This window comes from Corallococcus exercitus (assembly GCF_003611585.1).
Classification (GTDB): Bacteria; Myxococcota; Myxococcia; order Myxococcales; family Myxococcaceae; genus Corallococcus; species Corallococcus exercitus.
In genome coordinates, this window is the sequence record NZ_RAVW01000111.1 from 1 (window position 1) to 24,390 (window position 24,390).

At 69.7% G+C, this 24,390-nt stretch carries 22 protein-coding genes; 14 read left to right on the forward strand and 8 right to left on the reverse strand.

Annotated features, from left to right (window positions below):
- The first annotated feature begins 78 nt into the window (after positions 1–78).
- On the forward strand, positions 79–963 hold the full coding sequence (locus D7W79_RS16000; protein WP_120526242.1) for a fatty acid desaturase family protein: 885 nt from the start codon (positions 79–81) through the stop codon (positions 961–963).
- Positions 964–1,010: 47 nt separating this feature from the next.
- Here the strand turns inward: D7W79_RS16000 and D7W79_RS16005 are convergent, their stop codons facing one another.
- On the reverse strand, positions 1,011–2,408 hold the full coding sequence (locus D7W79_RS16005; RefSeq protein WP_120526243.1) for a M28 family metallopeptidase: 1,398 nt from the start codon (positions 2,406–2,408) through the stop codon (positions 1,011–1,013).
- A gap of 320 nt (positions 2,409–2,728) precedes the next feature.
- On the opposite strand from D7W79_RS16005, the gene D7W79_RS16010 reads away from it, so the two are divergent.
- Positions 2,729–3,541 carry a hypothetical protein gene (locus D7W79_RS16010; protein ID WP_208729746.1) on the forward strand — a complete coding sequence of 271 codons (813 nt, stop codon included), beginning with the start codon at positions 2,729–2,731 and terminating at the stop codon, positions 3,539–3,541.
- A gap of 54 nt (positions 3,542–3,595) precedes the next feature.
- On the opposite strand, the gene D7W79_RS16015 is transcribed toward D7W79_RS16010, so the two are convergent.
- Both D7W79_RS16015 and D7W79_RS16020 read right to left on the reverse strand, forming a co-directional pair.
- Positions 3,596–6,046: a lytic transglycosylase domain-containing protein gene (locus D7W79_RS16015; protein WP_120526244.1), complete on the reverse strand. Its 2,451-nt coding sequence runs from the start codon at positions 6,044–6,046 to the stop codon at positions 3,596–3,598.
- Between the two features lie 209 nt (positions 6,047–6,255).
- Positions 6,256–6,951, reverse strand: coding sequence for a DNA-binding protein (locus tag D7W79_RS16020; protein ID WP_120526245.1), 696 nt, complete (start codon positions 6,949–6,951; stop codon positions 6,256–6,258).
- A gap of 255 nt (positions 6,952–7,206) precedes the next feature.
- Here D7W79_RS16020 and menA point away from each other — a divergent pair, with 255 nt between their 5' ends.
- From menA to D7W79_RS16045, 5 genes are all read left to right on the forward strand, one after another.
- Positions 7,207–8,151, forward strand: a complete 945-nt coding sequence (gene menA / locus D7W79_RS16025) for a 1,4-dihydroxy-2-naphthoate octaprenyltransferase (RefSeq protein ID WP_120526246.1) — start codon at positions 7,207–7,209, stop codon at positions 8,149–8,151.
- A 236-nt stretch (positions 8,152–8,387) separates the two neighbouring features.
- Positions 8,388–10,298 carry a hypothetical protein gene (locus D7W79_RS16030; protein ID WP_120526247.1) on the forward strand — a complete coding sequence of 637 codons (1,911 nt, stop codon included), beginning with the start codon at positions 8,388–8,390 and terminating at the stop codon, positions 10,296–10,298.
- Positions 10,299–10,313: 15 nt separating this feature from the next.
- Positions 10,314–11,432: a hypothetical protein gene (locus tag D7W79_RS16035; RefSeq protein ID WP_120526248.1), complete on the forward strand. Its 1,119-nt coding sequence runs from the start codon at positions 10,314–10,316 to the stop codon at positions 11,430–11,432.
- A 100-nt stretch (positions 11,433–11,532) separates the two neighbouring features.
- Positions 11,533–12,786: a c-type cytochrome gene (locus D7W79_RS16040; RefSeq protein ID WP_120526249.1), complete on the forward strand. Its 1,254-nt coding sequence runs from the start codon at positions 11,533–11,535 to the stop codon at positions 12,784–12,786.
- A 159-nt stretch (positions 12,787–12,945) separates the two neighbouring features.
- Positions 12,946–13,902, forward strand: coding sequence for a DUF5995 family protein (locus D7W79_RS16045; RefSeq protein WP_147441938.1), 957 nt, complete (start codon positions 12,946–12,948; stop codon positions 13,900–13,902).
- 9 nt (positions 13,903–13,911) lie between these two features.
- On the opposite strand, the gene D7W79_RS16050 is transcribed toward D7W79_RS16045, so the two are convergent.
- Positions 13,912–15,240, reverse strand: a complete 1,329-nt coding sequence (locus tag D7W79_RS16050) for a BamA/TamA family outer membrane protein (protein WP_120526261.1) — start codon at positions 15,238–15,240, stop codon at positions 13,912–13,914.
- Positions 15,241–15,561: 321 nt separating this feature from the next.
- Here D7W79_RS16050 and D7W79_RS16055 point away from each other — a divergent pair, with 321 nt between their 5' ends.
- Positions 15,562–16,038, forward strand: coding sequence for a MaoC family dehydratase (locus D7W79_RS16055; RefSeq protein WP_120526251.1), 477 nt, complete (start codon positions 15,562–15,564; stop codon positions 16,036–16,038).
- 93 nt (positions 16,039–16,131) lie between these two features.
- Positions 16,132–17,283, forward strand: a complete 1,152-nt coding sequence (locus tag D7W79_RS16060; protein WP_120526252.1) for a fatty acid desaturase family protein — start codon at positions 16,132–16,134, stop codon at positions 17,281–17,283.
- A 3-nt stretch (positions 17,284–17,286) separates the two neighbouring features.
- Here D7W79_RS16060 and D7W79_RS16065 read toward each other — a convergent pair whose 3' ends face one another.
- On the reverse strand, positions 17,287–17,784 hold the full coding sequence (locus D7W79_RS16065; RefSeq protein ID WP_120526253.1) for a hypothetical protein: 498 nt from the start codon (positions 17,782–17,784) through the stop codon (positions 17,287–17,289).
- A 138-nt stretch (positions 17,785–17,922) separates the two neighbouring features.
- Between D7W79_RS16065 and def the strand changes: the two genes are divergently transcribed.
- Positions 17,923–18,549, forward strand: coding sequence for a peptide deformylase (gene def, locus D7W79_RS16070; protein WP_120526254.1), 627 nt, complete (start codon positions 17,923–17,925; stop codon positions 18,547–18,549).
- Positions 18,546–19,613 carry an NADH:flavin oxidoreductase/NADH oxidase gene (locus D7W79_RS16075; RefSeq protein WP_120526255.1) on the forward strand — a complete coding sequence of 356 codons (1,068 nt, stop codon included), beginning with the start codon at positions 18,546–18,548 and terminating at the stop codon, positions 19,611–19,613. Before def ends, D7W79_RS16075 begins: the two co-directional genes overlap by 4 nt.
- A 22-nt stretch (positions 19,614–19,635) precedes the next feature.
- On the opposite strand, the gene D7W79_RS16080 is transcribed toward D7W79_RS16075, so the two are convergent.
- A complete protein-coding gene (locus D7W79_RS16080) occupies positions 19,636–20,472 on the reverse strand; it encodes a type VI immunity family protein (protein ID WP_158616978.1) in 837 nt (278 codons plus the stop codon).
- A 59-nt stretch (positions 20,473–20,531) separates the two neighbouring features.
- Complete coding sequence (locus tag D7W79_RS16085) at positions 20,532–21,116, reverse strand: hypothetical protein (protein ID WP_244221798.1); 585 nt, start codon at positions 21,114–21,116, stop codon at positions 20,532–20,534.
- A 254-nt stretch (positions 21,117–21,370) separates the two neighbouring features.
- On the opposite strand from D7W79_RS16085, the gene D7W79_RS16090 reads away from it, so the two are divergent.
- The 3 genes from D7W79_RS16090 to D7W79_RS16100 all read left to right on the forward strand — a co-directional run bounded on the left by D7W79_RS16090 (position 21,371) and on the right by D7W79_RS16100 (position 23,997).
- The gene (locus D7W79_RS16090; RefSeq protein ID WP_120526257.1) at positions 21,371–22,219 is read left to right on the forward strand and encodes an MBL fold metallo-hydrolase; all 849 of its coding nucleotides are present in this window, start codon (positions 21,371–21,373) and stop codon (positions 22,217–22,219) included.
- 30 nt (positions 22,220–22,249) lie between these two features.
- On the forward strand, positions 22,250–23,410 hold the full coding sequence (locus D7W79_RS16095; RefSeq protein ID WP_120526258.1) for an FAD-dependent monooxygenase: 1,161 nt from the start codon (positions 22,250–22,252) through the stop codon (positions 23,408–23,410).
- A gap of 68 nt (positions 23,411–23,478) precedes the next feature.
- Positions 23,479–23,997, forward strand: a complete 519-nt coding sequence (locus D7W79_RS16100) for a hypothetical protein (RefSeq protein WP_147441939.1) — start codon at positions 23,479–23,481, stop codon at positions 23,995–23,997.
- Here the strand turns inward: D7W79_RS16100 and D7W79_RS43660 are convergent.
- Positions 23,998–24,390, reverse strand: a 393-nt coding sequence (locus tag D7W79_RS43660; RefSeq protein WP_158616979.1) for a hypothetical protein, incomplete at its 5' end; no start/stop codon positions are given.

The window sequence follows — 24,390 nt, forward strand, 5'->3', positions numbered from 1 at the left end:
CTGTTCGGGGTGGGGGGTGCCGTCCTACAGTCCGAAAATCGGCATTTCTCCCCTGATTCCTCTTGTCGTGGAAGGCGCATGACCCTGTTCCGGCACCCTGAAGATCGCATCCCGGTCCTGATGTTCCTGAGTGTGTTCGCGCTCGACGTGACGGTGTTCCTCACGGCGCGAAGCTGGTGGGTGCCGGTGTTGTGGTTCGGGCTGGGCATCATCCCCAAGGGATGGATCTGCTCGTGGAACCACCACCACCAGCACCTGTCCATGTTCAAGCACGCGCTGCCCAACCGCCTGCTGGAGCTCATCTTCGGCTTCCAGACGGGCGTGACCTCGCAAGCCTGGTTCCTCCACCACGTGCTGGGCCACCACAAGAACTACCTGGACCAGACGCAGGACGAGTCGCGCTGGAAGCGGGACGACGGCTCGACGATGGCGGAGCTGGAGTACTCGCTGAGCACCATGCTGACCGCGTACCCGCGCGCGTACCAGGTGGGGCGCAAGCTGCATCCCAAGGCGCTGCGCGTGTTCGTGTGGATGGCCGCGCTCCAGGTGGTGCTGCTGGCGGGCCTGTTCTGGGTGAACCCCTACAACGCGCTGTTCGTGTTCCTGCTGCCCATGCTGGCGTCGCTCTTCGTGACGGTCTGGGCGACCTACTTCCACCACGTGGGCCTGGACACGGCGAACCACTCGGAGGCCTCGTACAACATCCTCCACAAGGGCTACAACCTGATGACGGGCAACCTGGGCTACCACACCGCGCACCACACGCGGCACGGGCTGCACTGGTCCAAGCTGCCGGAGCTGCACGCGCAGCTGGCGCGCGACATCCCCGCGAACCTCTACCGGCAGCCGGGCATCCCGTTCGTCTGGCGCGGCTCTGAAGAGAAGCTCGTGCTGAGCGAGCACGAGGTCGACGCGCTCGCCGGCGGGCCCGTGGCCAGCAGCGAAGAGAAGCTGGCCGCCTAGCGGTCCCGCTTCCGCCGGAGGCACTGCCTCCGGCGGAGGGCGCCGCGCTACTTCGGCTGCGGCTCCGTCGTGCGGTTCGCCGCGATGTTGATGACGTTGAGCAGCAGGTCCTTCACGCGGCGGGGCTTGTTGCCGCCGTTGTCCTCGATGATCTTCTCGATGTCGTCATCCTGCCGGTGGTACTCGGGGATGAGGTCGCCGCCGCCCTCGGGGTTGGACAGGCCCTCGAAGAGGAAGAGGACATCCTCGCCCTTGCGCCCGAAGGACGCGCCGTCCTGCCGGTCGCGGTAGACGTTGATGTCGCGGTTGATGCGGTCGAACGGATCCGCCAGCTGCTGGTTCGCCTGGTCCACCACGTCGCGGAAGTAGTTGGGCTGGCCCTTGGTGTTGGTGTCCACCACGGACAGGCGCTGATCATCCCAGCGGCCCACCATGTCCGTGTTGATGACGCCGGCGATGTTCTTCAGCTCCACGCCCGGGATGGGGTGGTCCACGAAGTACTGCGAACCCACCAGCCCCTTCTCCTCCGCGCCCGTCCAGACGAACAGCACGGAGCGGTCCAGCTTGCCGTTCTTCGCGGCCTCCGCCAGCTCCGGCACCGCCGCCATCAGCACCGCGCTGCCGGACGCGTTGTCGTCCGCGCCGTTGTAGGCGTTGCCCTTGCGGTCCACGCCCACGTGGTCCAGGTGGGCCATCACGACAATCACCTCGTCCTTGTGCGGGCCGGTGCCGGGCAGCATGGCCATCGTGTTCACGGCCTGGCCCGTGGCGGTGGCCACCTGCTTGAGCTCCTCCACGCCGCGCTGCTTGCCGGCGCGCGCCGGGACCGCCGTCTGACCCGCGGCCTTCATCGTCTGCTCGTACTGCTGGTTGAGCAGCTTCAGCGTGTCCTTGGGCATCTTCTCGTCCAGGTAGAAGCCCTCCTGGAACGTCTGGTGGCCGAACTGCTTGTGCCCGGCATGGGCCGCGCCCGCCGCCTCGCCGGCCTTGTCCGCGCCCAGCCACGAGTAGACGTTGAACTTCTGCTGGAAGGGGTTCTCCGGGTTGTTGGAGTTCGGCCCCACGAGCCCGTACTTCTGGACGTGCGCCTGCACGTAGGCGGAAGCCGCGTCCAGGCCCGCGGAGGGGCTGTCACGTCCCTGCAGCGCGTCCGACGACAGGTACTCGATGTGCTTCATCGGATCCGAGTCGACCGACACGGGCGGCTCGGTGGGAGCCTCCGGCGGCACCGGCGTCGTGGTGGCGGGCGGCGGCAGCGACAGCACCGGAGGCGGCGCCGGCAGTTGCGGCAGCTTGGCGGCGGGACGCGCGCCGGAGGACTCGAAGCCGTCCTTCCACGCGATGGGACGGTTTCGCGTCTTCGCCTCCGCGCTCCGGGCGTCCTGCGAGGACAGCCGCGAGACGGAGGTGAGGGGACGCGAGCTGTCGTTGATCTTCGAGGCCATGGTGGGGAGTCCGGGGGAGGAACCGCGCTCCCCAGATTATCCGACCGCGCCCCTCGGGAGTTGTGCGCCACGGCAAAGTTCCGCCCGCGCACGGCTCATTCCCTGAATCCAGGTTTCACGAGCACGCCCACGCGTGAGACGTCCTGCCGCTCCGCGTGAGACCGGGACTGTTACACGGCGTATGTTTCATGTAACATGAAACGCTACTCTTGTTTTCTCATGCAATGAATTGCAAGAGTGAAAACAGACAGACTCGAGGTGTTGGCGCGCCGGGTGCAGTGGGGCCGCGGGCAGTCCACCCCTACACCCCGAGGTAGTGCATGCACCTGAAGATGACGGGCTCCCTGCTGGCTTCCATGTTGTTGAGCATCACGGGTTGCGCGGGCGGCGACGACAGCCAGGCCTCCGGTTCGCTGAGCACGCAGGAGTCCGCGGCGTCCCAGTGTGTGAAGAAGTTCGACGGCATCACGACGTGTGCGCTGGGCGGGGCGAAGGTCGACGCCGTCGCGGACGGGCTGGCGGTGTCGGGGCTGCTGACGCAGAAGGACGGCGTCTCCAGCAGCTTCGCGCAGGCCGTGAAGTGGGAGCAGCGCGTGGCGATGAGCCTGGGCGCGCAGGGCGGCTACCAGCTGGCCGCGCGCGACGGCGACCAGGTCGTCAGCACGCTGAAGGTCACCCCGGGCCGTGAGGCGAACTCGGTCAACATGCTGCCCACGTTCACGGGCTCGCCGGGCGGCTCCGCGTACCGGATGAACATCTACCGGGGCGGCGTGCTCCAGGGCTCCAGCCAGCAGCCGGCCGGGATGATGATCGTCTTCCACAACTTCAGGGACTTCCTCCGCTGGGCGGAGATGCACCACCACTTCCTGAACCTCTTCGACATCGACGGGCTGTCCACCGGCTCCGCGGAGACGAGCGTGGGCGCGTGCGTGTGGCGCCTGGACGCGGAGAAGAACACCTTCACGGTGGACCTCGACGGCAAGACCGTGACGGGTGACTCGGTGGAGTTCATCGAGACCATCGCGGATGGCGCGTATCCGTACCGCCACTTCACGGGCATCGACACGAACGCCATCGCCGGCCAGTACACCATCCGGTCGGAGTCCATCACGCAGCCCACGGGCGTGAAGTAGCAATTGAGGCGGTGCCGGACGGGGGCTTCCCGCCTCCCGTCCGGCGTCGTGCCGCTAGCGTCTCCCGGAGACGGAGGACGTGGGCGTCGCCGAGTTCCGGCCGCTGCCGCCCACGCCGGTGGCGGGGCTCACCGTGGGCGAGCGCGTGGCCTCCATCGGGGCCTTGCGCGCCGGCGCGAAGGAGGCCGGGACTTCATTCGCGTAGAGCAGCTTGTAGGCGCTGTAGCTGCTGAGCACGCGCTTCACGTAGTCGCGGGTCTCGTCGAAGGCGATGTGCTCCACCCACTCGTCCAGCTCCGCCTGGGGCAGGGCCTTGCGCCAGCGCTCCACCGCCGCGGGGCCCGCGTTGTAGGCGGCCACGGCGTAGGCGGGGTTGCCGTCGAAGTGCTTGAGCAGCGAGCCCAGGTACGCCGCGCCCAGCCGGATGTTCTGCGCGGGCTGGAGCAGCGACGACACCTCGAACGACGCCAGCTTGAGCGAGTCCGCCACCTGCTGCGCCGTCCCGGGCATCAGCTGCGCGAGCCCCAGCGCGCCGGTGGAGGAGCGCGCGGTCGGGTTGAACCGGCTCTCCTCGCGGATGAGGCCCTGCAAGAGGTCCGGATCCACGCGCGCGGCCTTCGAGTAGCTCTGGATGAGCGGCCGGAACGCGAGCGGCCACGTCGCCTCCCACACCGGGCGGGACGCGGCGCTGAGGGGGCCCGCGGCCTCCTGGCGCAGCGTCACGCGGGCCACCTGCCGCGTGGCCCGGCCCCGGCCGGTGCGGCGCATGGTCTGGTAGAGCAGCCGCGCGGGCGCTTCCGCCAGGCCGCGCGTGTCCACCGCGAGCAGCTCCTCCACCACGCCCGGCTGTCCCAGGCGCAAGAGCTCCACGCCCGCCGCGAAGCGCGGATCCTTCTGGAGCGGGCCCGGGGGCAGGGGCCAGACCTCGTCGTTGGCCGGCGCGGCGGTGTTCAGCGTCTTCGCCGGGACGGCCTGCGCGGCGGACTCCGTCAGCCGTGCCAGCCGCTCCGGCGCGTGCTGCGCCAGCCGCGTGCGGGACAGCAGCCCGTACCAGGCCGTGGGCCGCTCGGTGGCGATGAGTTCGTAGCGCGCGAGCGCCGCGTCCAGCGCGCCGCCGTTCTCCTGGACCCGCGCCTGCCAGTAGCGCGCGCGCCACAGCGCCTCGTCGGTGCGCGCGGCCTCCGGCAGCTGCTCCACCGCCATCAGCGACGCCAGGCCCGGCTGCGTCTCGCTCTTGCGCAGGTGCAGCCAGAAGGCGCGGAAGAGGGCCTCGGCGGCGAAGTTGCCGGCGGGGTAGCGCTTCGCCAGCGCCTCGTAGTTCTGGAGCGCTTCGTCCGTGCGGTTCAGCCGCTGCTGCGTCCAGGCCTCGAAGAACAGCGCGTCGTCCGCGTAGCCGTGCTCCGGGTAGTCGCGCGCCAGCGTGGCGTAGGTCTCCACCGCCGCTTCCGGCTGCACCACCGACTGCGAATAGGCGAGCAGGTAGAGCGCCTGCGGCCGCTGCTCGGGCGACTGGCACTCGCGCGCCACCGGCTCCAGCACCTGGATGGCGCGGCGGTGCTGGCGCTCCTTGCGCAGGGCGCGGCCCAGGGTGAGCTGGGCGCGGCAGGCCATTTCATCCGGGAGTTCCGTGCGGGGGCCTGAGCGGGCCAGCATGTTCATGGCCGCGACGTTCTGGTGCAGCTCCACCAGCGCCTCCGCGCGGCGCACGCGCCACTTCATGGGCAGGGGCAGGTCGCGCAGCAGGGTGCGCGCGCGGTCCGCCTCCTTCGACAGGGGCGCGGTGGCCCAGACCTCCAGCAGCGCGCGGTGCTCCGCGTTGTACTGCCCCGCCGCACGCGCCAGCTCGCAGTACGCGAGCAGCGCCTTCATCCGGAGGGCATCCGGGCCGCGGGCCTGCCGGCTGTCGATGAACTCCTGGAGCGCGGCCAGCGCCTCCGGGATGCGCAGCTGCTTCTTGAGCACGCGCGCCATGGTGAAGCGGGCCTCCGGGTAGAGCGGGGAGCCCGGGCTCACCTGGCCGTACTGCTCCGCCGCGCGCAGCGGCTTGTGCAGCCGCTCATGCGACTGCGCGGCCCGCATCAGGCAGTGGTCGCGCAAAGGGACGTAGTCCTCCGCGAGCGCGGTGAACTCCGCGGCCGCGGTGGCGAAGTCGCGCGCGAGGAACGCGCTCTGGGCCTGGAGGAAGCGGCCGGGGAGGGAAGGAGGGGACTCCGTGGCGAGCAGCGCCCGCGCGGACTTGTACCGGCCCCGGTCGAACTCCGCCTTCGCCTTGGCCAGCAGGCCTTCCGCGAAGTAGGGCGCCAGCCGCTCCGGCCCGAAGGCCTCCGCCGTCACCTCGTCCTGGGAGGGCTGCGCCGTTGGCGTGTCGAGCAGGGCCTCCAGCTTCTCTTCCGACATCACGTCGCCGGAGTCGTCCTCACCGGGCGCCTGCGCCCACGCGGCGTCAGGGGCCCACAGGCCCGCGCACGCAAGCAAGACCGCAGCTGTTCCTCGAAGTCCGTCCATGCCAGCCCTCGTTCGTCCGCCAGGGACCCCGATGGATTGGCACTGCCGGTGCGCTTGGAACCTGCCCGGCTGACTGCTTGCCAAGCGCACGTTGGCTATCGTGCATCCAGCGCCTCGCACACATCCGGCGCGCTGCACGAAAGCCAACGGCCCGGCGGCCGCTCGACTGGCGCCTGGGGTGCTACATACCCAGGGGCGCCTGCCTGCTGTCAGGGAGCGGTCGTCTGGAGCACCAGGTCGCTCGGCATGCGGGGGGCCACCTCGTAGGTGGTCTCGTACTGCGCGGCCAGTCCCACCACGGCGATGCGCTGTCCCACGGTGAGGGCCTGGAGCGCGGCCTTGTCGAAACCGGCGGACACGTGGACGAACACCTGCACCTCGCCGGTGCCGTCGTCGATGTAGAGCTTGTAGCCGTAGGGCGAGTCGTCCTGGAACGCCTGCGTGATGGCGCCGCTGGCGCGGATGAGCTGGCCCTCCACGGACTCGTTCACGCCGCCGGTGGTGACGTCCCGGGGCGCCACCTGCTCCGTGCCGGACTTCAGGTCCACGTCCGCGGGCACCGTCTTGAGGATGCGCAGCTGGTTCTGCTCGTCCAGCGTGCCGGTGACGCGCACGCGGGCCCCCAGCCCGAAGGACTGCTTCTCCGCCATCTTGACGTAGATGCCGCCGGTGTCGTCCTGGAGGGCGAAGCCCTCATCCCCCATGGCGGAGACGAACGCGCCAGGCGGCACGGTGACCGCGCCCTCCACCGTCACCTCTGATCCGTTGGTGCGCGAACGCGCGTCGGCGATGGAGAGGATCGGATGGCAGCCGGCGAGCGCGAACGCGAATGCACCCAGCAGCGCCAGGGCACGCCGGCGCGGAAGGGACGGGGCAGGGGAGGAGGTGATGGAAGAGGAGCTCATGGCCGCCTTCTATCATCCGCCAAACTGATTATTCAATGAATTCTATTTGTTCTTGAATTCACTTGAGGTGCGACTGGCGTCTGCTTTTGAGTCACGGGGTGGGCGGACGCGAATGTTGACAAGGTGCGTCTGCGACAGGGCGTGAGGACCTGTGACACGTGATACATCAGGAGAAGCGATGTGAGGCATTGCGTCCTCTTGCGGTTGGTGCGCCTGTAGCTTTACCGTGCGCCTGCTGACCTCCCCCGGACATCCATGGCCACTCCGAGTCTCCCGTCGTCGAGTGTCGCGCTTGAAGCAAAACCCCCTCTGGCCCGCGTCTGGTGGCTCGCGCTGCGGCCCAAGACGCTGACCGCCTCCATCGCGCCCACGGTGCTGGGGTGGGCCTTCGCCAACGCGGAGGGCGTCTGGCGGCCGGTGCCCGCGCTCACGTTCCTGGTGGGCTTCGTGCTCATGCAGATCGTCAGCAACCTGGTGAACGACTACGCGGACTTCGAGCGTGGCGCGGACACCGAGGCGCGCCTGGGGCCCGCGCGCGTCACGCAGAAGGGCTGGCTGTCCGCGCGCGAGGTGGCGACGGCCGCGGCGCTGGCGTTCACCGGTTCCTCGCTCGCGCTGCTGCTGCTGACGCAGGCGGAGGGGTGGCCGGTGTTCGCGGGCGGCGCCTTCTGCCTGGCGGGCGCGGTCTTCTACTCCGCGGGCCCCGTTCCCCTGGGCTACCTGGGGCTGGGGGACGCGCTGGTGCTGATCATCTTCGGGCTCCTGGGGGTGAGCGGCAGCTACGTCGTGCTCGCCCACCACGTCACCCCGGCCGTGCTGCTGGCGGGGCTGTCCATGGGCCTGTTCTCCGCCGGCATCCTCGCGGTGAACAACCTGCGCGACCGCAAGACGGACGTCGTCGCCGGCAAGCGGACGCTCGTGGTGCGCTTCGGCCAGCGCTTCGGGCAGTGGGAGTACACGCTGGCGGTGGGGGGCGCGTTCGTGCTCCCGGTGATCGCCTGGCTGGCGCTGCCGGAGCACAGGGGCGGCTGGCTCTTCACGCTGGCGGCCCTGCCACTCGCGGTGAAACAGATCCGCGCCATCTGGCGGGAGGACGGCAGCGCGCTCAACCCGCACCTGGGCAAGACCGCGGCGCTGGGGCTCGTCTTCGCGCTGCTCCTGTCCGCGGGCCTCAGCCTCTGGCCCCAGACGACGCCCTGAGTCAGGCGCGACGGGCGCCCAAGCCCCTCTGTGCGATCTGAAGTCCGCGAATTGCGCGGACTCTCATAATGTGGTCAGTTCGATGCGATGAGGTGTTCTCCTCCCAACCCTTACCGGACCTCACCGTCTCCGCGTGGCGGAGCGTTGGCGGCGTCGGGAAGGGTGGGACGCGTGGGCCCGCGCGTGAGGACATCTGCTCCCTTTCCTCCCCCTGTCTGCCTCCGGCCTCGTCTTCCATGAATCGCTCAATCCTTCTGAAGAGCGCGTGGTGCGCCCTGCTGGTGCCCCTGCTGTCCTGCAACCTCCTCAAGGTCACTGACGACGAGGGCTCCACCACGGGTCGCGGCGCCAAGCGTTTCGACCCCTACCAGGGCCTGAACTCCGGCGCGATCCGGCTCAGCCTCCAGTACATCAATGGCTGCGCCTTCCTGCCCAACGGGCAGATGGTGGCGAAGAACGGCGTGCCCGTCCCGTACCCGGACCTCTGCATCACGCCGCTCGGGCAGGACCCGCTGAAGCTGTCGCCTCCCAACGGGACGCTGCAGATCCTGGCGGACAACCAGTACTTCCTGAACCAGTTCTCCGTCTCGGAGACCGTGGTCAACCAGCACAACAACCCCAACGACCAGACCGCCGCGCTGGCGTGGATCAAGAACCAGTCGGTCTTCGCGGGCCTGGACTGGGGCAACGTCAACCAGGGCCCGGACGAGTGGAGCTTCTACAGCCTCGCCGGCGCCGTGGAGGACTGCTGGACCCGCGAGGTGCAGTTCGGCAACGCGAACTGGCAGAAGGTGAAGGACGACACCATCACCGTGGAGGTGCTGGACGAGACGGGCACCTCGCGCGCGAGCCAGACGTACCTGCGCTCGGAGCTGCTGGCGTCCTCGCCCTACGCCGGCCACAGCCGCTTCTCCTGGCGTTCGGAGAACCTCAAGCCGCCGCGCTTCCCCGGTGACAAGAACCCCGGCACCGTGGCGGGGTTCCCGGGCGGCCTGGACCAGAGCGCCATCACCCGCACCATCGCGCGCGTGGACATGGTGGGCAGCACCAACCCCTTCAAGGTGCTGCGCGTCCCGCGTCTGTCGGGCCCCGGCGCGCTGAAGGCCACCTGGAGCCAGCTGCCGGACAAGCCGTTCTACTTCCCCGTCACCTACGTCCTCCCGGAGGAGCGCCCGTCCACCTGCACCGACGACGCCGGCAACCCGGTGCAGTGCAGCCCGGGCCTGGACTCGCGGCTGGTGTTCTCTCCTCCGAAGGAGGGCAGCTTCTACAAGCCCGGCGAGGACGTGAGCGTCTACGTGGACCTGCGCGACAGCGCGGGCGCCCACCTGCACTCCAAGGACCTGCTGCCCAACGCGAAGGAGATCATCACCGGCCAGGCCAACGGCATCCAGACGTTCGTGCCCAACGTCATCGCGACCGTCACGGAGAACGACTCCATCTCCAACGTGGCCATCGCCGGTCCCATCCAGGACCTCCAGGTGCTGGGCAACCCCAGCGACCAGCCCCAGTTCTTCGCCAAGCCGTTCCCGTTCGCGTTCCTGGATGACGCCACGCTCACGGGCCTGACGCCGGGCCTGATGGACTACAAGTGGCCCACGCGCCAGACGTTCACGCTGCCCGCGAACGCGAAGCCGGGCACCTACGTGGCGCTGGTGAAGTTCAACCGCGCGTCCATGGGCGAGCGCGTCGCGAAGCTCAACCCGTTCTTCTTCCAGGTGGGCCAGGACGAGCCCACGACGTACCCGGGCAACGTGGGCAACTGCCAGATCTGCCACCGCGGCGTGCTGTCGCTGGACAACCTGCGCCACGGCCTGTCGGTGGACCACATCGAGAGCTGCAAGGTCTGCCACCACTACGACACGGACACGGTGGGCCGCACGCAGGAGATGGTGCACCGCATCCACATGAACTCGCCCAGCTACCCGGCGAACCGCGCGGACTGCACCGTGTGCCACCTGACGCGCAAGAGCACGGAGCGGCCCAGCCTGTCGCTGTGCGGCTCGTGCCACATCTCCCAGCACGGTGACGAGTTCTTCCAGATCGCCTTCAACCAGCGCGGCTCGCCCAGCAAGTTCGGCAACTGCGCGCAGACGTGCCACGGCGGCGACCAGCTTCCCGCCGGCCACATCCTCCCCGCGAAGTAGGGGATGCGACCCGCCATGCAAAAAGCCCTCTTCGTCGGAACGCTGCTCGGCGCGGCCCTGCTGAACGCCGGCTGCACGGAATCCTCCAACCCCGCGTCGTCGACCTTCACGCCGCGGCCCACCTACGAGAACCGCGAGCCGGAGGGCCTCACCTCCCGGCTGACCGGCTTCACCGTGGACCCGGAGGCCTACTTCATCAACCTGGCCAACTGCGCGCCGCCGCCCGCCCGGTGCGCGCTGCCGCCGCTGTACGCGGAGTTCAGCCCGCTGCTCCAGCGCGCGGTGGTGCGCAACGCGCCCATCACCCTCCAGGACACGGTGCCGGACCCGGCCACGGGCCGGCCGCCCGACCCGGCACCGCCCACGGTGTCCAGCGCCGCCGGCCTGTGGACCCTGGACAAGGTGCCCACGCGCCGGGGGCCGCCGTTCTTCGTCCTGTCCCTGGGCGGGCCGTCCGCGCAGGTCAAGCTGGCCAACGACGTCCCGGCGCCGCCGCCGCTGGTGCTGCCGCCCGTGCCGGAGGGCAACTACCTGCCCACGATGACCATCCGGCCGGTGGTGCCGGCGCACAGCGCGTGCGTGGGCCTGGAAGCGCTCCAGGTGAGCGACAACGGCATCATGGAGGCCGTGGCGAAGCGCCTGTCCTCCGAGGGCACGGCCGTGACGGTGGCGGACCTGCTCAACCCGGCCCGCTTCGGCGGCATCACCATCTTCTGGCTGTACCAGCCGGGCTTCCCGGTGTTCCGCGTGCCCGCGACCAACACCACCGTGGAGGCCTCGTCCGGTCGCGTGTTCAACATCGAGTGGGCGCCCGTCGGCGCGCTGCCGCCGCCGCTCGCGCCCCTGCAGTCCGCGCGCGGCTTCTTCATCCCGCCCGGTCCGCCGGCGCCCAACAGCAGCCTGGGCCTGGTCGCCATCGTCCACCCGCCGCTGATGGGGCCTCCGGGCAACGTGACGTACACGGCGAAGGACGCCACGACGAGCGTGCCGGAGAACCGCCCCTGGTCGCTGATGCCGCTCGAGCTCCCGCAGATCCCGGGCCTCGTCATCTTCGCGGGCCTGCAGATGGCGCCCGCGGTCCCCTCGGCGACGCCCTCCATTCCCCCGCCCAGCACCTGCGTGCCCGGGCAGTAGCCGCCGCACCCGCCTCAACGCCTGCGCTCCGTCCACCCCTCCCCGTGGGGAGGACGGAGCGTCCGTGTTTCGTCCCCGTTCCTCCGGAGCAACGTTCCCCATGATGAAGAAGATCCTGCTGGCCATTGGAGTGCTGGTCGCCCTGGTCTTGATTGGTGCGGGCACCGCCATGGGCGTGGCCACCCACAAGATCAACAAGACGTATGACTACGTCGCGCTGCCCAACATCACGCGGGACAGCTCCCCGGAGGGCATTGCCCGCGGTGAGCAGGTGTTCCGCGCGGTGTGCGCCGAGTGTCACGCCGGCGGTGGCAACACCAAGCCCGTGGGCGTTCGGATGCACGACTTCCCGCCCGACCTGGGCACGTTCTATTCGGCGAACATCACGTCCGACATGGAGAAGGGCGTGGGGGGCTGGACGGACCAGGAGATCGCCCGCATGGTGATCAACGGCATCGACAAGAGCCACCACTTCCGCCCCATGCCCGCGTTCCCCAACATGGGTGACAAGGACATCGCGGCGGTCATCGGCTTCATGCGCTCCGGGCACCCGGACTTCGCGCCCGAGAAGCAGCAGCCGCCGCGCTCCGAGCTGACGCCCCCGGGCCGGATGGTGTTCGCGTTCGCCATGGGCATCAACGACAAGGGCCGCACGGAGCCGGTGCCCGTGCCCGCGAAGGCGGCGGACTCCGTGGAGTACGGCCGCTACCTGGCCGGCAGCGTCTACGACTGCGTCTTCTGCCACTCGCCGGGCTTCGACGGCAGCGCGGTGAAGCTGCAGCACCCGGACACCGTGCTGAGCGGCGGCTTCGAGTTCGACCTGGCGCCGCTGGGCGGCGAGGGCAAGCTGCTGTCGCCCAACATCACCGTCAGCGAGAAGGCCGGCATCGGCACGTGGACGCTGGATGAGTTCAAGCACGCCATGCGCACGGGCGTGACGCCCGGGAACTTCATCCTGCGCGCGCCCATGCCCAAGTACCGCTACGCGGACGACGTGGAGCTCACGGCTCTCTACACCTTCCTGCGCTCCATGAAGCCCAACGACAAGGTCGTGCCGCCGCCGTCCGGTGGCCGTCCCAAGGCGGAGCCCTCCAGCGACCCGGAGAAGATGTTCAGCTCCCTGGGCTGCGCGACCTGCCACGCCCCCGGCAAGGCCTACGAGGCCAAGCTCCAGGGCGCCAAGGGCAAGGCCCCCGAGGAAGTGGCGAAGTGGATCCGCAACCCGGAGTCCTTCAAGCCCGGCACGCAGATGCCCACCTACGCGACCCTCGTCGACGAGAACAACGCCCTGGCGCTCGCCAAGTACGTGCTGGGCAAGACGGGCGGTAGCGTCAGCGAAGGCACCGCGCCCTGAATTTGACGACGGTGTGACAAATGCCCCCGCGTGAGTGTCGACACGCGGGGGCTCGTTGAAACAGTTCACCGCTTCCGGGGTGGGCCGCTGTCACAGGAAGTGCAGGTTGATATAAGCTTTCATGCGAAGTCGTTCCCCCACCCCGCGGAGCGTCATTCCATGACTGTTTCACCCGCTTCCCCCTCGTCCCACCGCAAGCAGCGTTCGAAGCCCGTCCACCTCCACGAGACGAAGGCGCCGGACGCGCAGGGACCCATCCGGTTGGATGACGTGCTCTGGAACCCCACCAACGCCGAGGAGGCGCTGGAAGGGCTGGAGAAGATCCTCGCCCGGTTGAACGCGCGCAATGACTCACGCGCCATCTTCCTGGACATCTACGCCATCGTCACTCGCAAGGTCGTCCACCTGCTGAGCAGGCCGGACGCGGGCGGCTTCATGGAGCCCGAGTGGCTGTCCCACCTGACGGGCCGCTTCGCGGAGGAGGCGCTCATCGCGGTGCGCGACTCGCTGAAGAACCTGCCGCTGCCCACCGCGGCGTGGCGCTTCGCGACGCACTACCCGGCGCAGGGGCTCACGCAGCCGTATCAGGACGCGCTGCTGGGCGTGAGCGCCCACATCAACCACGACCTGGGAATGGTCGTCTACGACAACATCGCGCACCAGTCCCCGCCGGCGGACGCGCGCCGCATGGCGCGCTACCGGCACGACTACTTCCACGTGAACGAGATCCTCCGCTCGTGCATCCCGGAGTGTCTGGACCTGCTCGCCGAGCGCTATCACTGCACCTCCACGAAGCTGCTGCTGAAGGTGCCCTTCAGCCGCCCCGTCGTGGAGCGGGCCGTCATGCAGATGCTCATCGTCTGGCGGCAGCGCGTCTGGGAGAACGTCGTCGCGATGCTGGAGGCGCAGACGCCCGAGGAGTACCAAGCCGTCGTGGAGCGCGTGCGCACGACGTCCGGCCGCATCGCCCAGGCGCTGTGCGCGGACAAGGCGCTGTGGCGGACGGTGCTCGGCGAGGCGCCGCCCTTCAGCCTGGACCTGCCGCCGGAGGCGTGGCCCGGCGTGGTGCCTCCGACGGCGGACGCGGACGTGGGCGTCAACGCCCGCGCCAGCTAGCGGACCGCCTCAGGAGGGCGTGACTCCGGCCACGAGGTAGAAGCGCACCTGGCCGGAGTTGACACCGTAGGCGACGTCCACGCCCAGGAGGGGCAGCACGACGTTGTTGAGGTACAGCCGCAGGCCCGCGCCCACGCCCTGGGCCAGGGTGGCGGAGTCCGGGCTCGCCATCGTCTGCGGCAGGTAGCCGCGGATGAGGCGCCCGCTGGCGTCGCGCAGCTGCCCGTCCGAAGGCAGGTCGCGCCACGCGATGACGCCCGTGTCGGAGAAGCCCAGCCCCCGGAAGGCCAGCGACTTCACCTTGAAGAGGGGGAAGTGGTACTCGGCGGTGAAGGTGACGCGGGTGTCGCCGCGGAACTGCCGGTACTGGAAGCCGCGCAGCGTGGTGCCGCCCATCACCAGCTCCTGGTGGAAGGGCAGGTCCTTGCCCACGGCCAGCTCCCCGCGCAGCACCAGGTTGTGCTCGTTGAAGAAGCGCAGGCCGTGGCGGTAGAGGATGCCGAACTTCCGGTAGCGGAACTCGCTCCAGACGCCCGGGACGGACACCTCGTAGGAGCCCTCCAGGTTGAGCCCCTCCGTCACCGCGTGCAGCGTCTGGCGCGAATCCAGGCCCACCATGAAGCGCAGCGACGTGTCGCGCAGGGACGGGCCGGTGGAGAAGGCCTGCGTCGTCACCGGCTTCTCGGGGTCCGGCGACTGCGCGTCGATGCTGGACACGCGGTACTTCGCCGCCGCGCGCACGCGCTCGAAGAGGATGAAGCCCAGCTCGGAGCTGATGGATGCCGAGTTGAAGCGTGTGCGCCGGAGGATCTCCGGGTCGTCCTGGCTGGCGCCCGGACGGTACTCGTCCACGCGGTCGCTCCGCAGCTGTCCCTCCAGGCTGAACTTGAGCTGCGGCAGGCCGAAGACGATGGGATCCAGGAAGCCCACGTACACGCCGCTCTCGCCGGTGCTCACCTGCGCCGCGAGGGCGAGCTTCCTCGCGCGGCCGCCCAGGTTGTTCTCCGCATAGAGCAGCCCGCCGCCGGTGTTCGCGGAGGACAGCGCCACCGTGGGGGCCACCACCCACGACGCCTTGTCCTTCACCCGCAGCACCAGCCGCACGCGTCCGTCCGGCAGCGGCTCCGTGCTCGCGTGCACGTCCTGGAACAGCCCCGTGGCCAGCAGCCGCCGCTCCACCTTCTCCAACTCGTCGCTGTCCACCGCGTCGCCCACGTCCAGCTGCCCGAACGCGCGCACCGTCGAGGACGTCGTCTTGTTCGCGCCCTCCACCGTCACCTCCGCCACCTCCGGGCGTTGGGGCTCGGACACGGGCATGTCCTCGTCGGCGTGGGCCATGGGGGCGGCCAGGCCCGTCAGGGCCACGGCGAGGACGGACAGGTGATGGCGGAAGCGGGGGAGCGGCACGCCCTGCTCATACCGCACGGTCCACGGGCCCCGGCTGTTTCAACGTGGGTCCGCAGGTGCGTGCGCGTGGTGTTCAACGTTCGGCGTCCCGCATCGGTCGTCCCGGGGCATCAGTGCGCCCTGGAGAACAGTGGCCCCAGGGCCGGCGGGCGGACCGGATGGGACGGCCCCCTTGTCGATGAAGAGGCATCCTCCCCGCGGATGCATTATTGTCATCATCTGGATATGCATCTATCTGGGAGGGACGTGGGCATGGCTTCGACGGAAGAGGGTGGGCGGCAGGCGCTGTTCCTGGACGACCTGTCGGTGGGGCAGAAGTTCTTCAGCGGCACGCACGCGCTGGACGCGGCGCAGATCATCGCCTTCGCGCGCGAGTTCGACCCGCAGGGCTTCCACCTGGACGACGCCGCGGCGAAGGAGACGCTCTTCGAGGGACTGGCGGCGAGCGGCTGGCACACGGCGGCCCTCACCATGAAGCTCAACGTCCAGAGCGGACTGCCCTTCAAGGGCGGCATCGTGGGGGCGGGCGGGGACATCCGCTGGCCCAAGCCCACACGCCCGGGGGACGTCCTTCACGTGGAGAGCGAGGTGCTGGAGATCATCCCCTCGCGCACGCGGCCGGACCGGGGCATCGCCACCGTGCGCAGCGAGACGCGCAACCAGAAGGGCGACGTGCTGCAGGTGCTCGTCGCGAAGCTGGTGTTGCCCCGCCGCCCGGCAGGCGGGTGAGCGGGACGGGACGCTTTGCGCGTGGGCGGGTGGAGGCTACCGTGCGGCCGTTTCCGGCCGGGGTCCCCGTCCCGCTCCCGAGGAGTCCTTCGCATGTCCCGCGGCACCCCTGACTTCGACCTGGCTTCCGTGGACGTGGAGGGCTTCTACCGGGAGCTGAAGGAGCTGCGCGCCCGGCTGGACGCGAACCTGGGCGAGGCGGACGCGGCGCACCTGCGGAAGCTGGAGCGCTGGGGGAAGGTGGCGTCGGTGCTGGGCATGGCCACGGCGTGGATCGCTCCCAATCCGCTCTCCGCGGTGGCACTGGGCCTGGGCCGCTCCACGCGCTGGCTGCTCATGCACCACGTGGGGCACCGGGGCTATGACCGCGTGCCGGGCATGCCCGCGTCGCGCACCAGCAAGGGCTTCGCGAAGGGGGCCCGCCGGTTCGTGGACTGGCTGGACTGGATGCTGCCGGAGGCGTGGGTCTTCGAGCACAACGTGCTGCACCACTCGCACACCGGCGAGGAGGCGGATCCGGACCTGCTGGAGCGCAACGCGGAGGGGTCGCTGCGTGACAACAGCCGGTCGCTGCCCCTGCGCTACGTGCAGCTGGCGCTGCTGGCCGTCACCTGGCGCGCGAGCTACTACGCGCCGGAGACGCTGGGCTCGCTGCGCCGCAAGGGGCGGCGCGAGGGCGGGTCGCTGACGCGCGCGGAGCTGTGGGAACTCTTCACGCGCTGCTACCTGCCGTACGCCACCGTCTTCTTCGGGCTGTACCCGGCGGCGTTCCTCGTGCTGGGGCCGTGGGCGGCGTTCAGCGTGTTCTGCAACTCCGTGCTGGCGGACGTCGTCACCAACCTGCACACGTTCTTCGTGGTGGGGCCCAACCACACCGGCGAGGACCTGTACCGCTTCGACTCCGCGCCCGCGAACAAGGCGGAGCGCATGGTGCAGCAGGTGGTGGGCAGCGCGAACTACCGCACCGGTGGCGACCTCAACGACTACGCCCACCTGTGGCTGAACTACCAGATTGAACACCACCTCTGGCCGGACCTGCCGATGCTGAAGTACCGCGAGGCGCAGCCGCACGTGCGCGCCCTCTGCGAGAAGTACGGCATCCCCTACGTGCAGGAGAGCGTCTGGACGCGCGCGCGGAAGATGGTGGACGTCGTCGTGGGCAAGGCGTCCATGAAGCGGCTGGTGAAGGCCGCGGCTCCGGCCATGTCCGCGGCGGATGCGCGGGCGGAGGCCTCCGCGGCCTGAGCGTCAGGCAGGCGGCGCGCGGCGGCGGCGGGGCAGCGGGGCGAGCGCCACGGGCGCGGCTTCCGCGGCGGTGTCCTCCTGGCGGACGGCCTCCGCGTTCACCACGCGCACGCCGTCGGGTTGGACGGGCAGGCCCAGCGTCTCCACGAACAGGCGGTAGCTCTCCTCCAGGCGGCGGTGCAGCGCGCTGAAGGTCTGGTGCGCGGTGCCGGGCATGTCCTCGGTGTACGTGAAGTACCAGCGCAGCTCGTCCAGCCGTCCGTAGAAGTGGTCCACCACCGCCTGCTCCTGTTCGGAGAGGTGGATGAGCTGGGCGAAGGCGCCGTCCGCGTAGCGCGAGGCCACCGTCTCCACCAACGGGTCGCGGCTGCGCAGGCGGGAGAAGAGGAGGAACATCTCCTCCCGGCGTGCGGCCAGCCGGCGCATGATGCCGGCGGCGTCGAGGGCGAGCAGGTTGCGCACGCGCGCGGTGGTTTCGTCGGCCTTCTTGCGGCGAGCCATGGTGCGACACAGCCTACCGTCAGTGGCACCCCCTCACGCCAGGGGCTGCCCCCTTCGTGGGGAGCCGGGCGGCCGGTCCCATGCCGGGCCCACGGCGATGCGGCGTGGCGGGAGAGCGGTTGTTACGGTGGGGCCACCATGGTGCTCAAGATCGTCCAGGCAGGGGAACCGGTGCTGCGCCAGCGCGCGCGCGAGCTGACGCCGGAAGAAATCGGCAGCGAACAGACGCGGCAGCTCATCCAGTTGATGCGCGACACGATGCGCGACGCGCCCGGCGTGGGGCTCGCGGCGCCGCAGGTGGGCGTGGGCCTGCGGCTGGTGGTCATCGAGGACCGGGCGGAGTACCAGGCCGGCGCTTCGCCCGCGGACCTGGCGCTACGGGAGCGGGCGCCGGTGGCCTTCCACGTGCTGATCAACCCGAGGCTGGTGGTGGAGGACCCCACGCAGGTGGAGTTCCACGAGGGCTGCCTGAGCGTGAACGGCTTCGCGGCGCTGGTGCCCCGGGCGCGCGGCGTGCGGGTGGAGGCGCTGGATGAGACCGGGCAGCCGGTGACGGTGTCGGCGCGGGGCTGGTACGCGCGCATCATCCAGCACGAGCTGGATCACCTGGACGGCACGCTCTACGTGGACCGCATGGAGACGCGCAGCCTGTCGACGCAGGAGAACCACCGGCGGCACTGGCTGGGCAAGAGCACGGCCCAGGTGCGCGCGGCGCTGGGGCTGCCGGAACAGACGCCTTCGATTCCCCGAAAGGATCCGACATGAGCAGCAAGCTGTTCACCCCCCTGAAGCTGCGGGACATCACGATGCGCAACCGCGTGGTGGTCTCGCCCATGTGCCAGTACTCGAGCGAGGACGGCTTCGCGAACGAGTGGCACGTGGTGCACCTGGGCAGCCGCGCGGTGGGCGGCGCGGGGCTGGTGCTGACGGAGGCCACGGCGGTGGAGCCGGAGGGCCGCATCTCGCCGCAGGACCTGGGGCTGTGGAAGGACGCGCACGTGGAGCAACTGGCGCGCATCAACCGCTTCATGCACCAGAACGGCGCCGCGTCGGGCGTGCAGCTGGCGCACGCGGGGCGCAAGGCCTCCACGCCGCGCCCGTGGGACGCGGGCAAGCGCGTGGAGCCGGAGCACGGCGGCTGGACGGTGCTGGGGCCGACGACGGAGGCCTTCGACGAGGGCTATCCGGTGCCGGTGGCGCTGGACGAGGCGGGCATCCAGCGCATCGTGAAGGCGTTCGCGGACTCGGCGGTGCGGGCGAAAGCGGCGGGCTTCCAGGTCATCGAGCTGCACGCGGCGCACGGCTACCTGCTGCACGAGTTCCTGTCGCCGCTGTCGAACAAGCGAACGGACCGGTACGGCGGCACGTTCGAGAACCGGACGCGCTTCGCGCTGGAGGTGACGCGCGCGGTGCGGGCGAAGTGGCCGGAGTCGCTGCCGCTCTTCATGCGCATCTCCGCGACGGACTGGGTGGAGGGAGGCTGGACGCCGGAGGACTCCGTGGCGCTGGCGCGGCTGGTGGCGAAGGAGGGCGTGGACCTGGTGGATTGCTCGTCGGGCGGCGTGGTGCCGTACGCGAAGATCCCGGTGGGCCCGGGCTACCAGACGCACCTGGCGGAGAAGGTGCGCAAGGAGGCGGGCGTGCTGACGGGCGCGGTGGGGATGATCCGCTCCGCGTTCCAGGCCGAGCACATCCTGGCCACGGGACAGGCGGACCTGGTCATCATTGCGCGGGAGCTGTTGAGGGATCCGTACTGGCCGCTGCGCACCGCGAAGGAGCTGCGCTCGGACGTGCTGTGGCCGCACCAGTACGAGCGCGCCAAGAACTGAAGCGCGGGGAGGGGACGCCGGTTCAGTCGAGGAACCGGCGGTCCCACTGGAAGAAGTCGTCGTCGGCAAAGCCCGCGGGGCGCCAGCTGGAGTGGAAGGCCCAGGGCTCCAGGACACGGGCCAGCTCCCGATATGCCGGAAGCGGCTGGTCCGGACCGCCTGCGAGCGGCTCGGGACCGAGGGTGACGACCGCCCGGGACGCGTCCAGCGCTTCCACGGTGGTTCCGGGTGCGTGGAGTTGGGAGCGCAGGAAGTCCACGCCGCCCATGGCGCTCAGCGAAGGCTCACCAATGAACGTCATCCAGTGCGGGACGCGCAGGCGGGTGCCGATCTCCGAGGCGGTCAAGTCGAAGTTCTGGACGTCAATCCCAGGGTAGGGGCGCAGCAATGGGACGAGCTCCGTCATGACGGTTCCTACGTTCAAATACCCGGTGACCGACAACCCTGCATGACCGGAGCTGAATGGCAGCGGTGCCGCCAGGGCCAGGGCCAACTCGCGGACACGGGAAGTACCGTGCGCCCTCAACCAGGACAGGGGCAAGATGAAGCGAACGGCCGTCACCGTGCCTGGGGCGCGACGGAATACGGGGGCGTGGATGTCCCTGCCCAGGTACTCGAATTCGATCTTCTCCGGGTAGCGCGCATCCGCCGTGAGCATGACGGAGGGCGTGACCGGATCTTGAATCTTCGTGCGAATGAAGGCCCATCCAGCGTCATCCAGCTCCCAAGGCTCGTCGTCCTCTCCGATGTAATAACCGAGCGCACGGATGCCGACGGCGTCTACAAAGGTTTGAAGAGACAGCGAGATGGCTGGTGCGACCTCGGCCGTGGGCTTGGGGAGATAGAAACAGATGCTCACGTCCTCCTGGGTAACAGCCCTGTTTCCACGCGTGATCTGTAATCTTGGTGATGTCATTGTCAGAGTCCTGCGCCAAGCCAGGGTTGGACGAGCATTGGGTCGCCAACCTTGAATGCCTGGCGATACATGTCGCCTTGGTTGCTGCCGGCGTAGGAGTGTCCTGAAGGGTAGTCTCTCCATCTGCTTCGCTTCGTGACGTCGGCACAAGGAAACTTGAAGTCATAAACGGCTTGAACCCACGCCGGGTCACCCGAGTGAAGGATCACGTCGGGAACAAGAGACCCCTTCAATTCTCCCAGGCTGCCACGCTGCCGGATGCGAGCCACTTCGGCGGGTGACAGCCAGGTCGTCTTCCCAGTGCCCAGGTCATGGAGATACGTAGGCTCCAGGCTGAAACCACCCGGACGGAGCTCGTTCAGACTTTCTTCCGCGCACTTCAGGGCGACCCGGTGCATCTCCTCCCCAAGCTTCATCGCGCGGGTGATGGTCCGGCCCTGTGCGTCGCGGACCTGCTCGTTGCACTCCTTCGGCGTCGGGCTTCGGGTCCCGAAGTTCGCGAGGATGACCGCTGTTCGTGCCTCGTTCGCGCACTCCTCCAACGCTTCGGTCACCTGCTGCTTCAGCGCGGCATCCAGGAGCTTCACGGCCGCCGCCGCGGAGCCTCCCGCCGTCGCGAAGGTCCTCACGGCCCTGGGAAGCACTGCCTCCTCTCCCGCGGCCCGGGCGCAGTAGGCGGGCTGGGTCCTGCAGGAGTTCGTCGCGCTGTCGAAGTCGTACTGACTCCGCCTGTGTGCGCCTCCGCATGCTTGGATCAGCACCGGACCCGTGAGAAGCCACATCCACCGTGGAGTCAACCGCACGAACGCCATCCTTCCGGAGTCCGCATAAGCTTCCGCGCATGCTGACCGAGGTGCAGGCGGGACCCTATACCGTGCGCGGTGTGTCCGTGGGCGGCGTGTACACGTCGCTCCTGGTGCCGGAATTGGGGGTGCTGCTCGACGCGGGCATCCCCATCCGCTCTTTCGCCACCACCGACCGCATCTTCCTCAGCCACGGGCATGCGGACCATGCGAGCGCGCTGGGGTCGCTTCTGGGCATCCGCGCGCTCGTGGGGAAGGGGCCGCCGTTCGTCTACCTGCCGGCGGAGATCGAAGCGCCCGTGCAGGAGGCGCTCGCGGCCCTGGGGCGTTTGCACCGGATGAAGTCCGACATCCGCACGGTCCCGCTGCGCCCGGGTGACACCGTGAAGGTGCAGCAGGACGTGTGGGTTCGCGCCTTTCGCACGCACCATCCCGTGCCGTCGCTGGGCTACCAGTTCCTCCGACGCGTCGCGAAGCTCAAGCCCGAGTTCCGCGAGCTGCCTCCCGCTGAAATCGGCCGCCGTCGTCAGGCCGGCGAGCCCCTGTTCGATGAGGTCGAACGCCTGGAGCTGGCCTATTGCACCGACACCCTCTCCAACGTGCTGGAGCGCCAGCCGTCCCTGTTCGACAGCCGCGTGCTCATCCTCGAATGCACGTTCATCGACGCGGAGCGCACCGTCCGCGACGCGCAGGAGCGCGCCCACATCCACCTGGAGGAGATTGCCTCCATGGCGGACCGCTTCCAGAACGAGGCCCTGGTCCTGATGCATTTCAGTCAGGCTTACAGCCCCGCGCAGGTCCACGCGACGCTCCAGGCCCGGCTGCCAGCGTCGCTGCTCGAGCGCGTGCGAGTCTTCGCGCCTGACTCCGGCCGCTGGTTCGGGTGAACGCCAGCGCTGGCCCGTCTGGAGGCCGCCATGACGTCACCATCCTCTCGCCACGTCCTCATCGCCGGAGCAGGCATCGGCGGCCTCACGCTGGCCTGTGCCCTCCGTCGCGCGGGAATCCGCGCCACCGTGTTGGAACGCGCCGAAGCGCTGCGTCCGGTGGGCGCGGGCATCATCGTGCAGATGAACGCCTCGATTGCCCTGCGCCGCATCGGCCTGTGTGACGCGGTGGTCGCCGAGGGCGAGCGCGCCGAGCAGACCCTCATCCTCGACCCCACGGGTGCCCGCATCACCCGCGTCGACGCGCGCTCGGTCCAGGAGGAGCTGGATGCCCCGATGGTGTCCATCCACCGCGCCCGCCTCCAGGCCGTCCTTCGCGCGCACGCGGGCCCGGAAGAGGCCGTGCGGCTGGGCGTCTCCGTGACGGGCTTCCAGGATGACGGCGCCCGCGTCACGGTGTCGTTGTCCGATGGCGGCACCGTCTCCGGCGACGTCCTGGTGGGCGCGGACGGCCTGCGCTCCGCCGTGCGGAGCGGACTGCTGGGCGCGCAGCCCACGCGCTACTCCGGTTACACCAGCTGGCGTGGCATCTGTCCGGCCTCGGATTGGGTGGAGGCCGGCCACTTCACGGAGACCTGGGGGCCCGGGGCCCGCTTCGGCATCGTGCCCATCGGCCATGGCGAGGTGTACTGGTACGCCACGCTGAATGCGCCGCGGGGCTCGGAGGACGCGCCGGGCCAGACGCTCGCCGTCCTCCAGGAGCGCTTCGCTGGATGGCATGACCCCATCGCGCGGGTGCTCGCGGCGACGTCGCCCGAGCGGGTCCTGCGCACGGACATCCACGACCGTCCTCCGGTGCGGAGCTGGAGCAGGGGCCGCGTGACGTTGCTGGGGGACGCCGCGCATCCGATGACGCCGAACCTGGGGCAGGGCGGCTGTCAGGCCATCGAGGATGGCGTCGTGCTCGGGGAGTGCCTCGCGGCACCGGGCCGCGTGCAGGACGCACTGCGGGCCTACGAGTCCCGCCGCATCCGTCGTGCCAATACACTGGTCGTGATGTCATGGCGGATGGGACGGCTGGCCCAGTGGGAGAACCCGGCCGCCCGCTTTGTCCGCGATGCACTACTCCGGCGGGTTCCGGAGTCGGCCGCGAGACGTCAGCTTCATACCCTGGTGCAGGGTATGCGCTGAGAGGAATTGGGCTTTGTAGAGTCTGCCTTTGCCAGGGCTTTGTTGTCGGTCCTGGCGGGGGGGTACCCATGCAGACGAAACCTCCGCGGCTTGCCGCCGTCGTCCTCGTGTCCTCGGCGGCCGGTCACCTCGCTGATCCGCCAGTGGCCGCGCCGCCAGCCGCGCCCAACCTCGTCGCCGTGCCTCCGGATGCCGGGACCGCCGAAGACACCACCGCGGTCAACGCACGCATCCAGGCCGTCCTCGGTGATCCCTCGAAGTACGCGCGGGCTTTCGCGTTGTTCCAGCGGGCCGTGGCCGCGCGCGACGCGAGGGCGGTCGCGGCCCTGGTGGCGTACCCCTTCACCGCGACCATCGGCGGCAGGAGGGTGAAGCTGCCCGACGCCGCGTCCTTCATGCGGCATTACGACGCCATCGTCATGCCGGTCATCGCCAGTGTCATCACCCGGCAGCGCTACGCGGACCTCTTCGTCAACGAGCAGGGCGTGATGTTCGGCCAGGGCGAGGCGTGGCTCCATGGCATCCGCGGGGACGCCGCCCGCGAGGACTTCGACGTCCGGGTGATCGCGATCCAATCCGCGAACTGATCAGGACCGCGCGACGGACGCGAGGAACGGCAGGACGTGGGGCAGCACCTTCGGTGCCTTCGCCCAGGCTCCGCCGTGGTCGGCATGCTCGATGGTGGCGAACGCCGCGCTGGCCCGCGCGGCCACGGCCTTCATGGAGTCGTGGTAGGGGTCCATCGCGCCGCAGTACAGCAGCCCCGGCCGTCCGGACCGCACCAGCGGCTCATCCAGGCCCGCTGACTGCTCACACGCCTTCATGCACAGCCGCAGCGCCCGCAGGTCCCCCGTGTCGATGGCCTCCGCCAGCTCCGGCGCGCGCCGTGCGCCGAGGAGGAGCACCTGGAACCAGTCCACGTCCGTCCCCGGCCGGAGCTGTTTCCCCAGCGCCGCGTAGGCCACGGGCAGACCCACCAC

Bases quoted from the DNA above. Each gene is read 5' to 3' on its own strand.
- D7W79_RS16100 (WP_147441939.1), top strand. From the start codon at position 23,479: ATGCAGACGAAACCTCCGCGGCTTGCCGCCGTCGTCCTCGTGTCCTCG.
- D7W79_RS16000 (WP_120526242.1), top strand. From the start codon at position 79: ATGACCCTGTTCCGGCACCCTGAAGATCGCATCCCGGTCCTGATGTTC.
- D7W79_RS16090 (WP_120526257.1), top strand. From the start codon at position 21,371: ATGCTGACCGAGGTGCAGGCGGGACCCTATACCGTGCGCGGTGTGTCC.
- D7W79_RS16030 (WP_120526247.1), top strand. From the start codon at position 8,388: ATGAATCGCTCAATCCTTCTGAAGAGCGCGTGGTGCGCCCTGCTGGTG.
- D7W79_RS16035 (WP_120526248.1), top strand. From the start codon at position 10,314: ATGCAAAAAGCCCTCTTCGTCGGAACGCTGCTCGGCGCGGCCCTGCTG.
- D7W79_RS16040 (WP_120526249.1), top strand. From the start codon at position 11,533: ATGATGAAGAAGATCCTGCTGGCCATTGGAGTGCTGGTCGCCCTGGTC.
- D7W79_RS16020 (WP_120526245.1), bottom strand. From the start codon at position 6,951: ATGAGCTCCTCTTCCATCACCTCCTCCCCTGCCCCGTCCCTTCCGCGC.
- D7W79_RS16015 (WP_120526244.1), bottom strand. From the start codon at position 6,046: ATGGACGGACTTCGAGGAACAGCTGCGGTCTTGCTTGCGTGCGCGGGC.
- D7W79_RS16050 (WP_120526261.1), bottom strand. From the start codon at position 15,240: ATGGCCCACGCCGACGAGGACATGCCCGTGTCCGAGCCCCAACGCCCG.
- D7W79_RS16010 (WP_208729746.1), top strand. From the start codon at position 2,729: ATGCACCTGAAGATGACGGGCTCCCTGCTGGCTTCCATGTTGTTGAGC.
- D7W79_RS16045 (WP_147441938.1), top strand. From the start codon at position 12,946: ATGACTGTTTCACCCGCTTCCCCCTCGTCCCACCGCAAGCAGCGTTCG.
- def (WP_120526254.1), top strand. From the start codon at position 17,923: ATGGTGCTCAAGATCGTCCAGGCAGGGGAACCGGTGCTGCGCCAGCGC.
- D7W79_RS16055 (WP_120526251.1), top strand. From the start codon at position 15,562: ATGGCTTCGACGGAAGAGGGTGGGCGGCAGGCGCTGTTCCTGGACGAC.
- D7W79_RS16005 (WP_120526243.1), bottom strand. From the start codon at position 2,408: ATGGCCTCGAAGATCAACGACAGCTCGCGTCCCCTCACCTCCGTCTCG.
- D7W79_RS16060 (WP_120526252.1), top strand. From the start codon at position 16,132: ATGTCCCGCGGCACCCCTGACTTCGACCTGGCTTCCGTGGACGTGGAG.
- menA (WP_120526246.1), top strand. From the start codon at position 7,207: ATGGCCACTCCGAGTCTCCCGTCGTCGAGTGTCGCGCTTGAAGCAAAA.
- D7W79_RS16075 (WP_120526255.1), top strand. From the start codon at position 18,546: ATGAGCAGCAAGCTGTTCACCCCCCTGAAGCTGCGGGACATCACGATG.
- D7W79_RS16095 (WP_120526258.1), top strand. From the start codon at position 22,250: ATGACGTCACCATCCTCTCGCCACGTCCTCATCGCCGGAGCAGGCATC.
- D7W79_RS16065 (WP_120526253.1), bottom strand. From the start codon at position 17,784: ATGGCTCGCCGCAAGAAGGCCGACGAAACCACCGCGCGCGTGCGCAAC.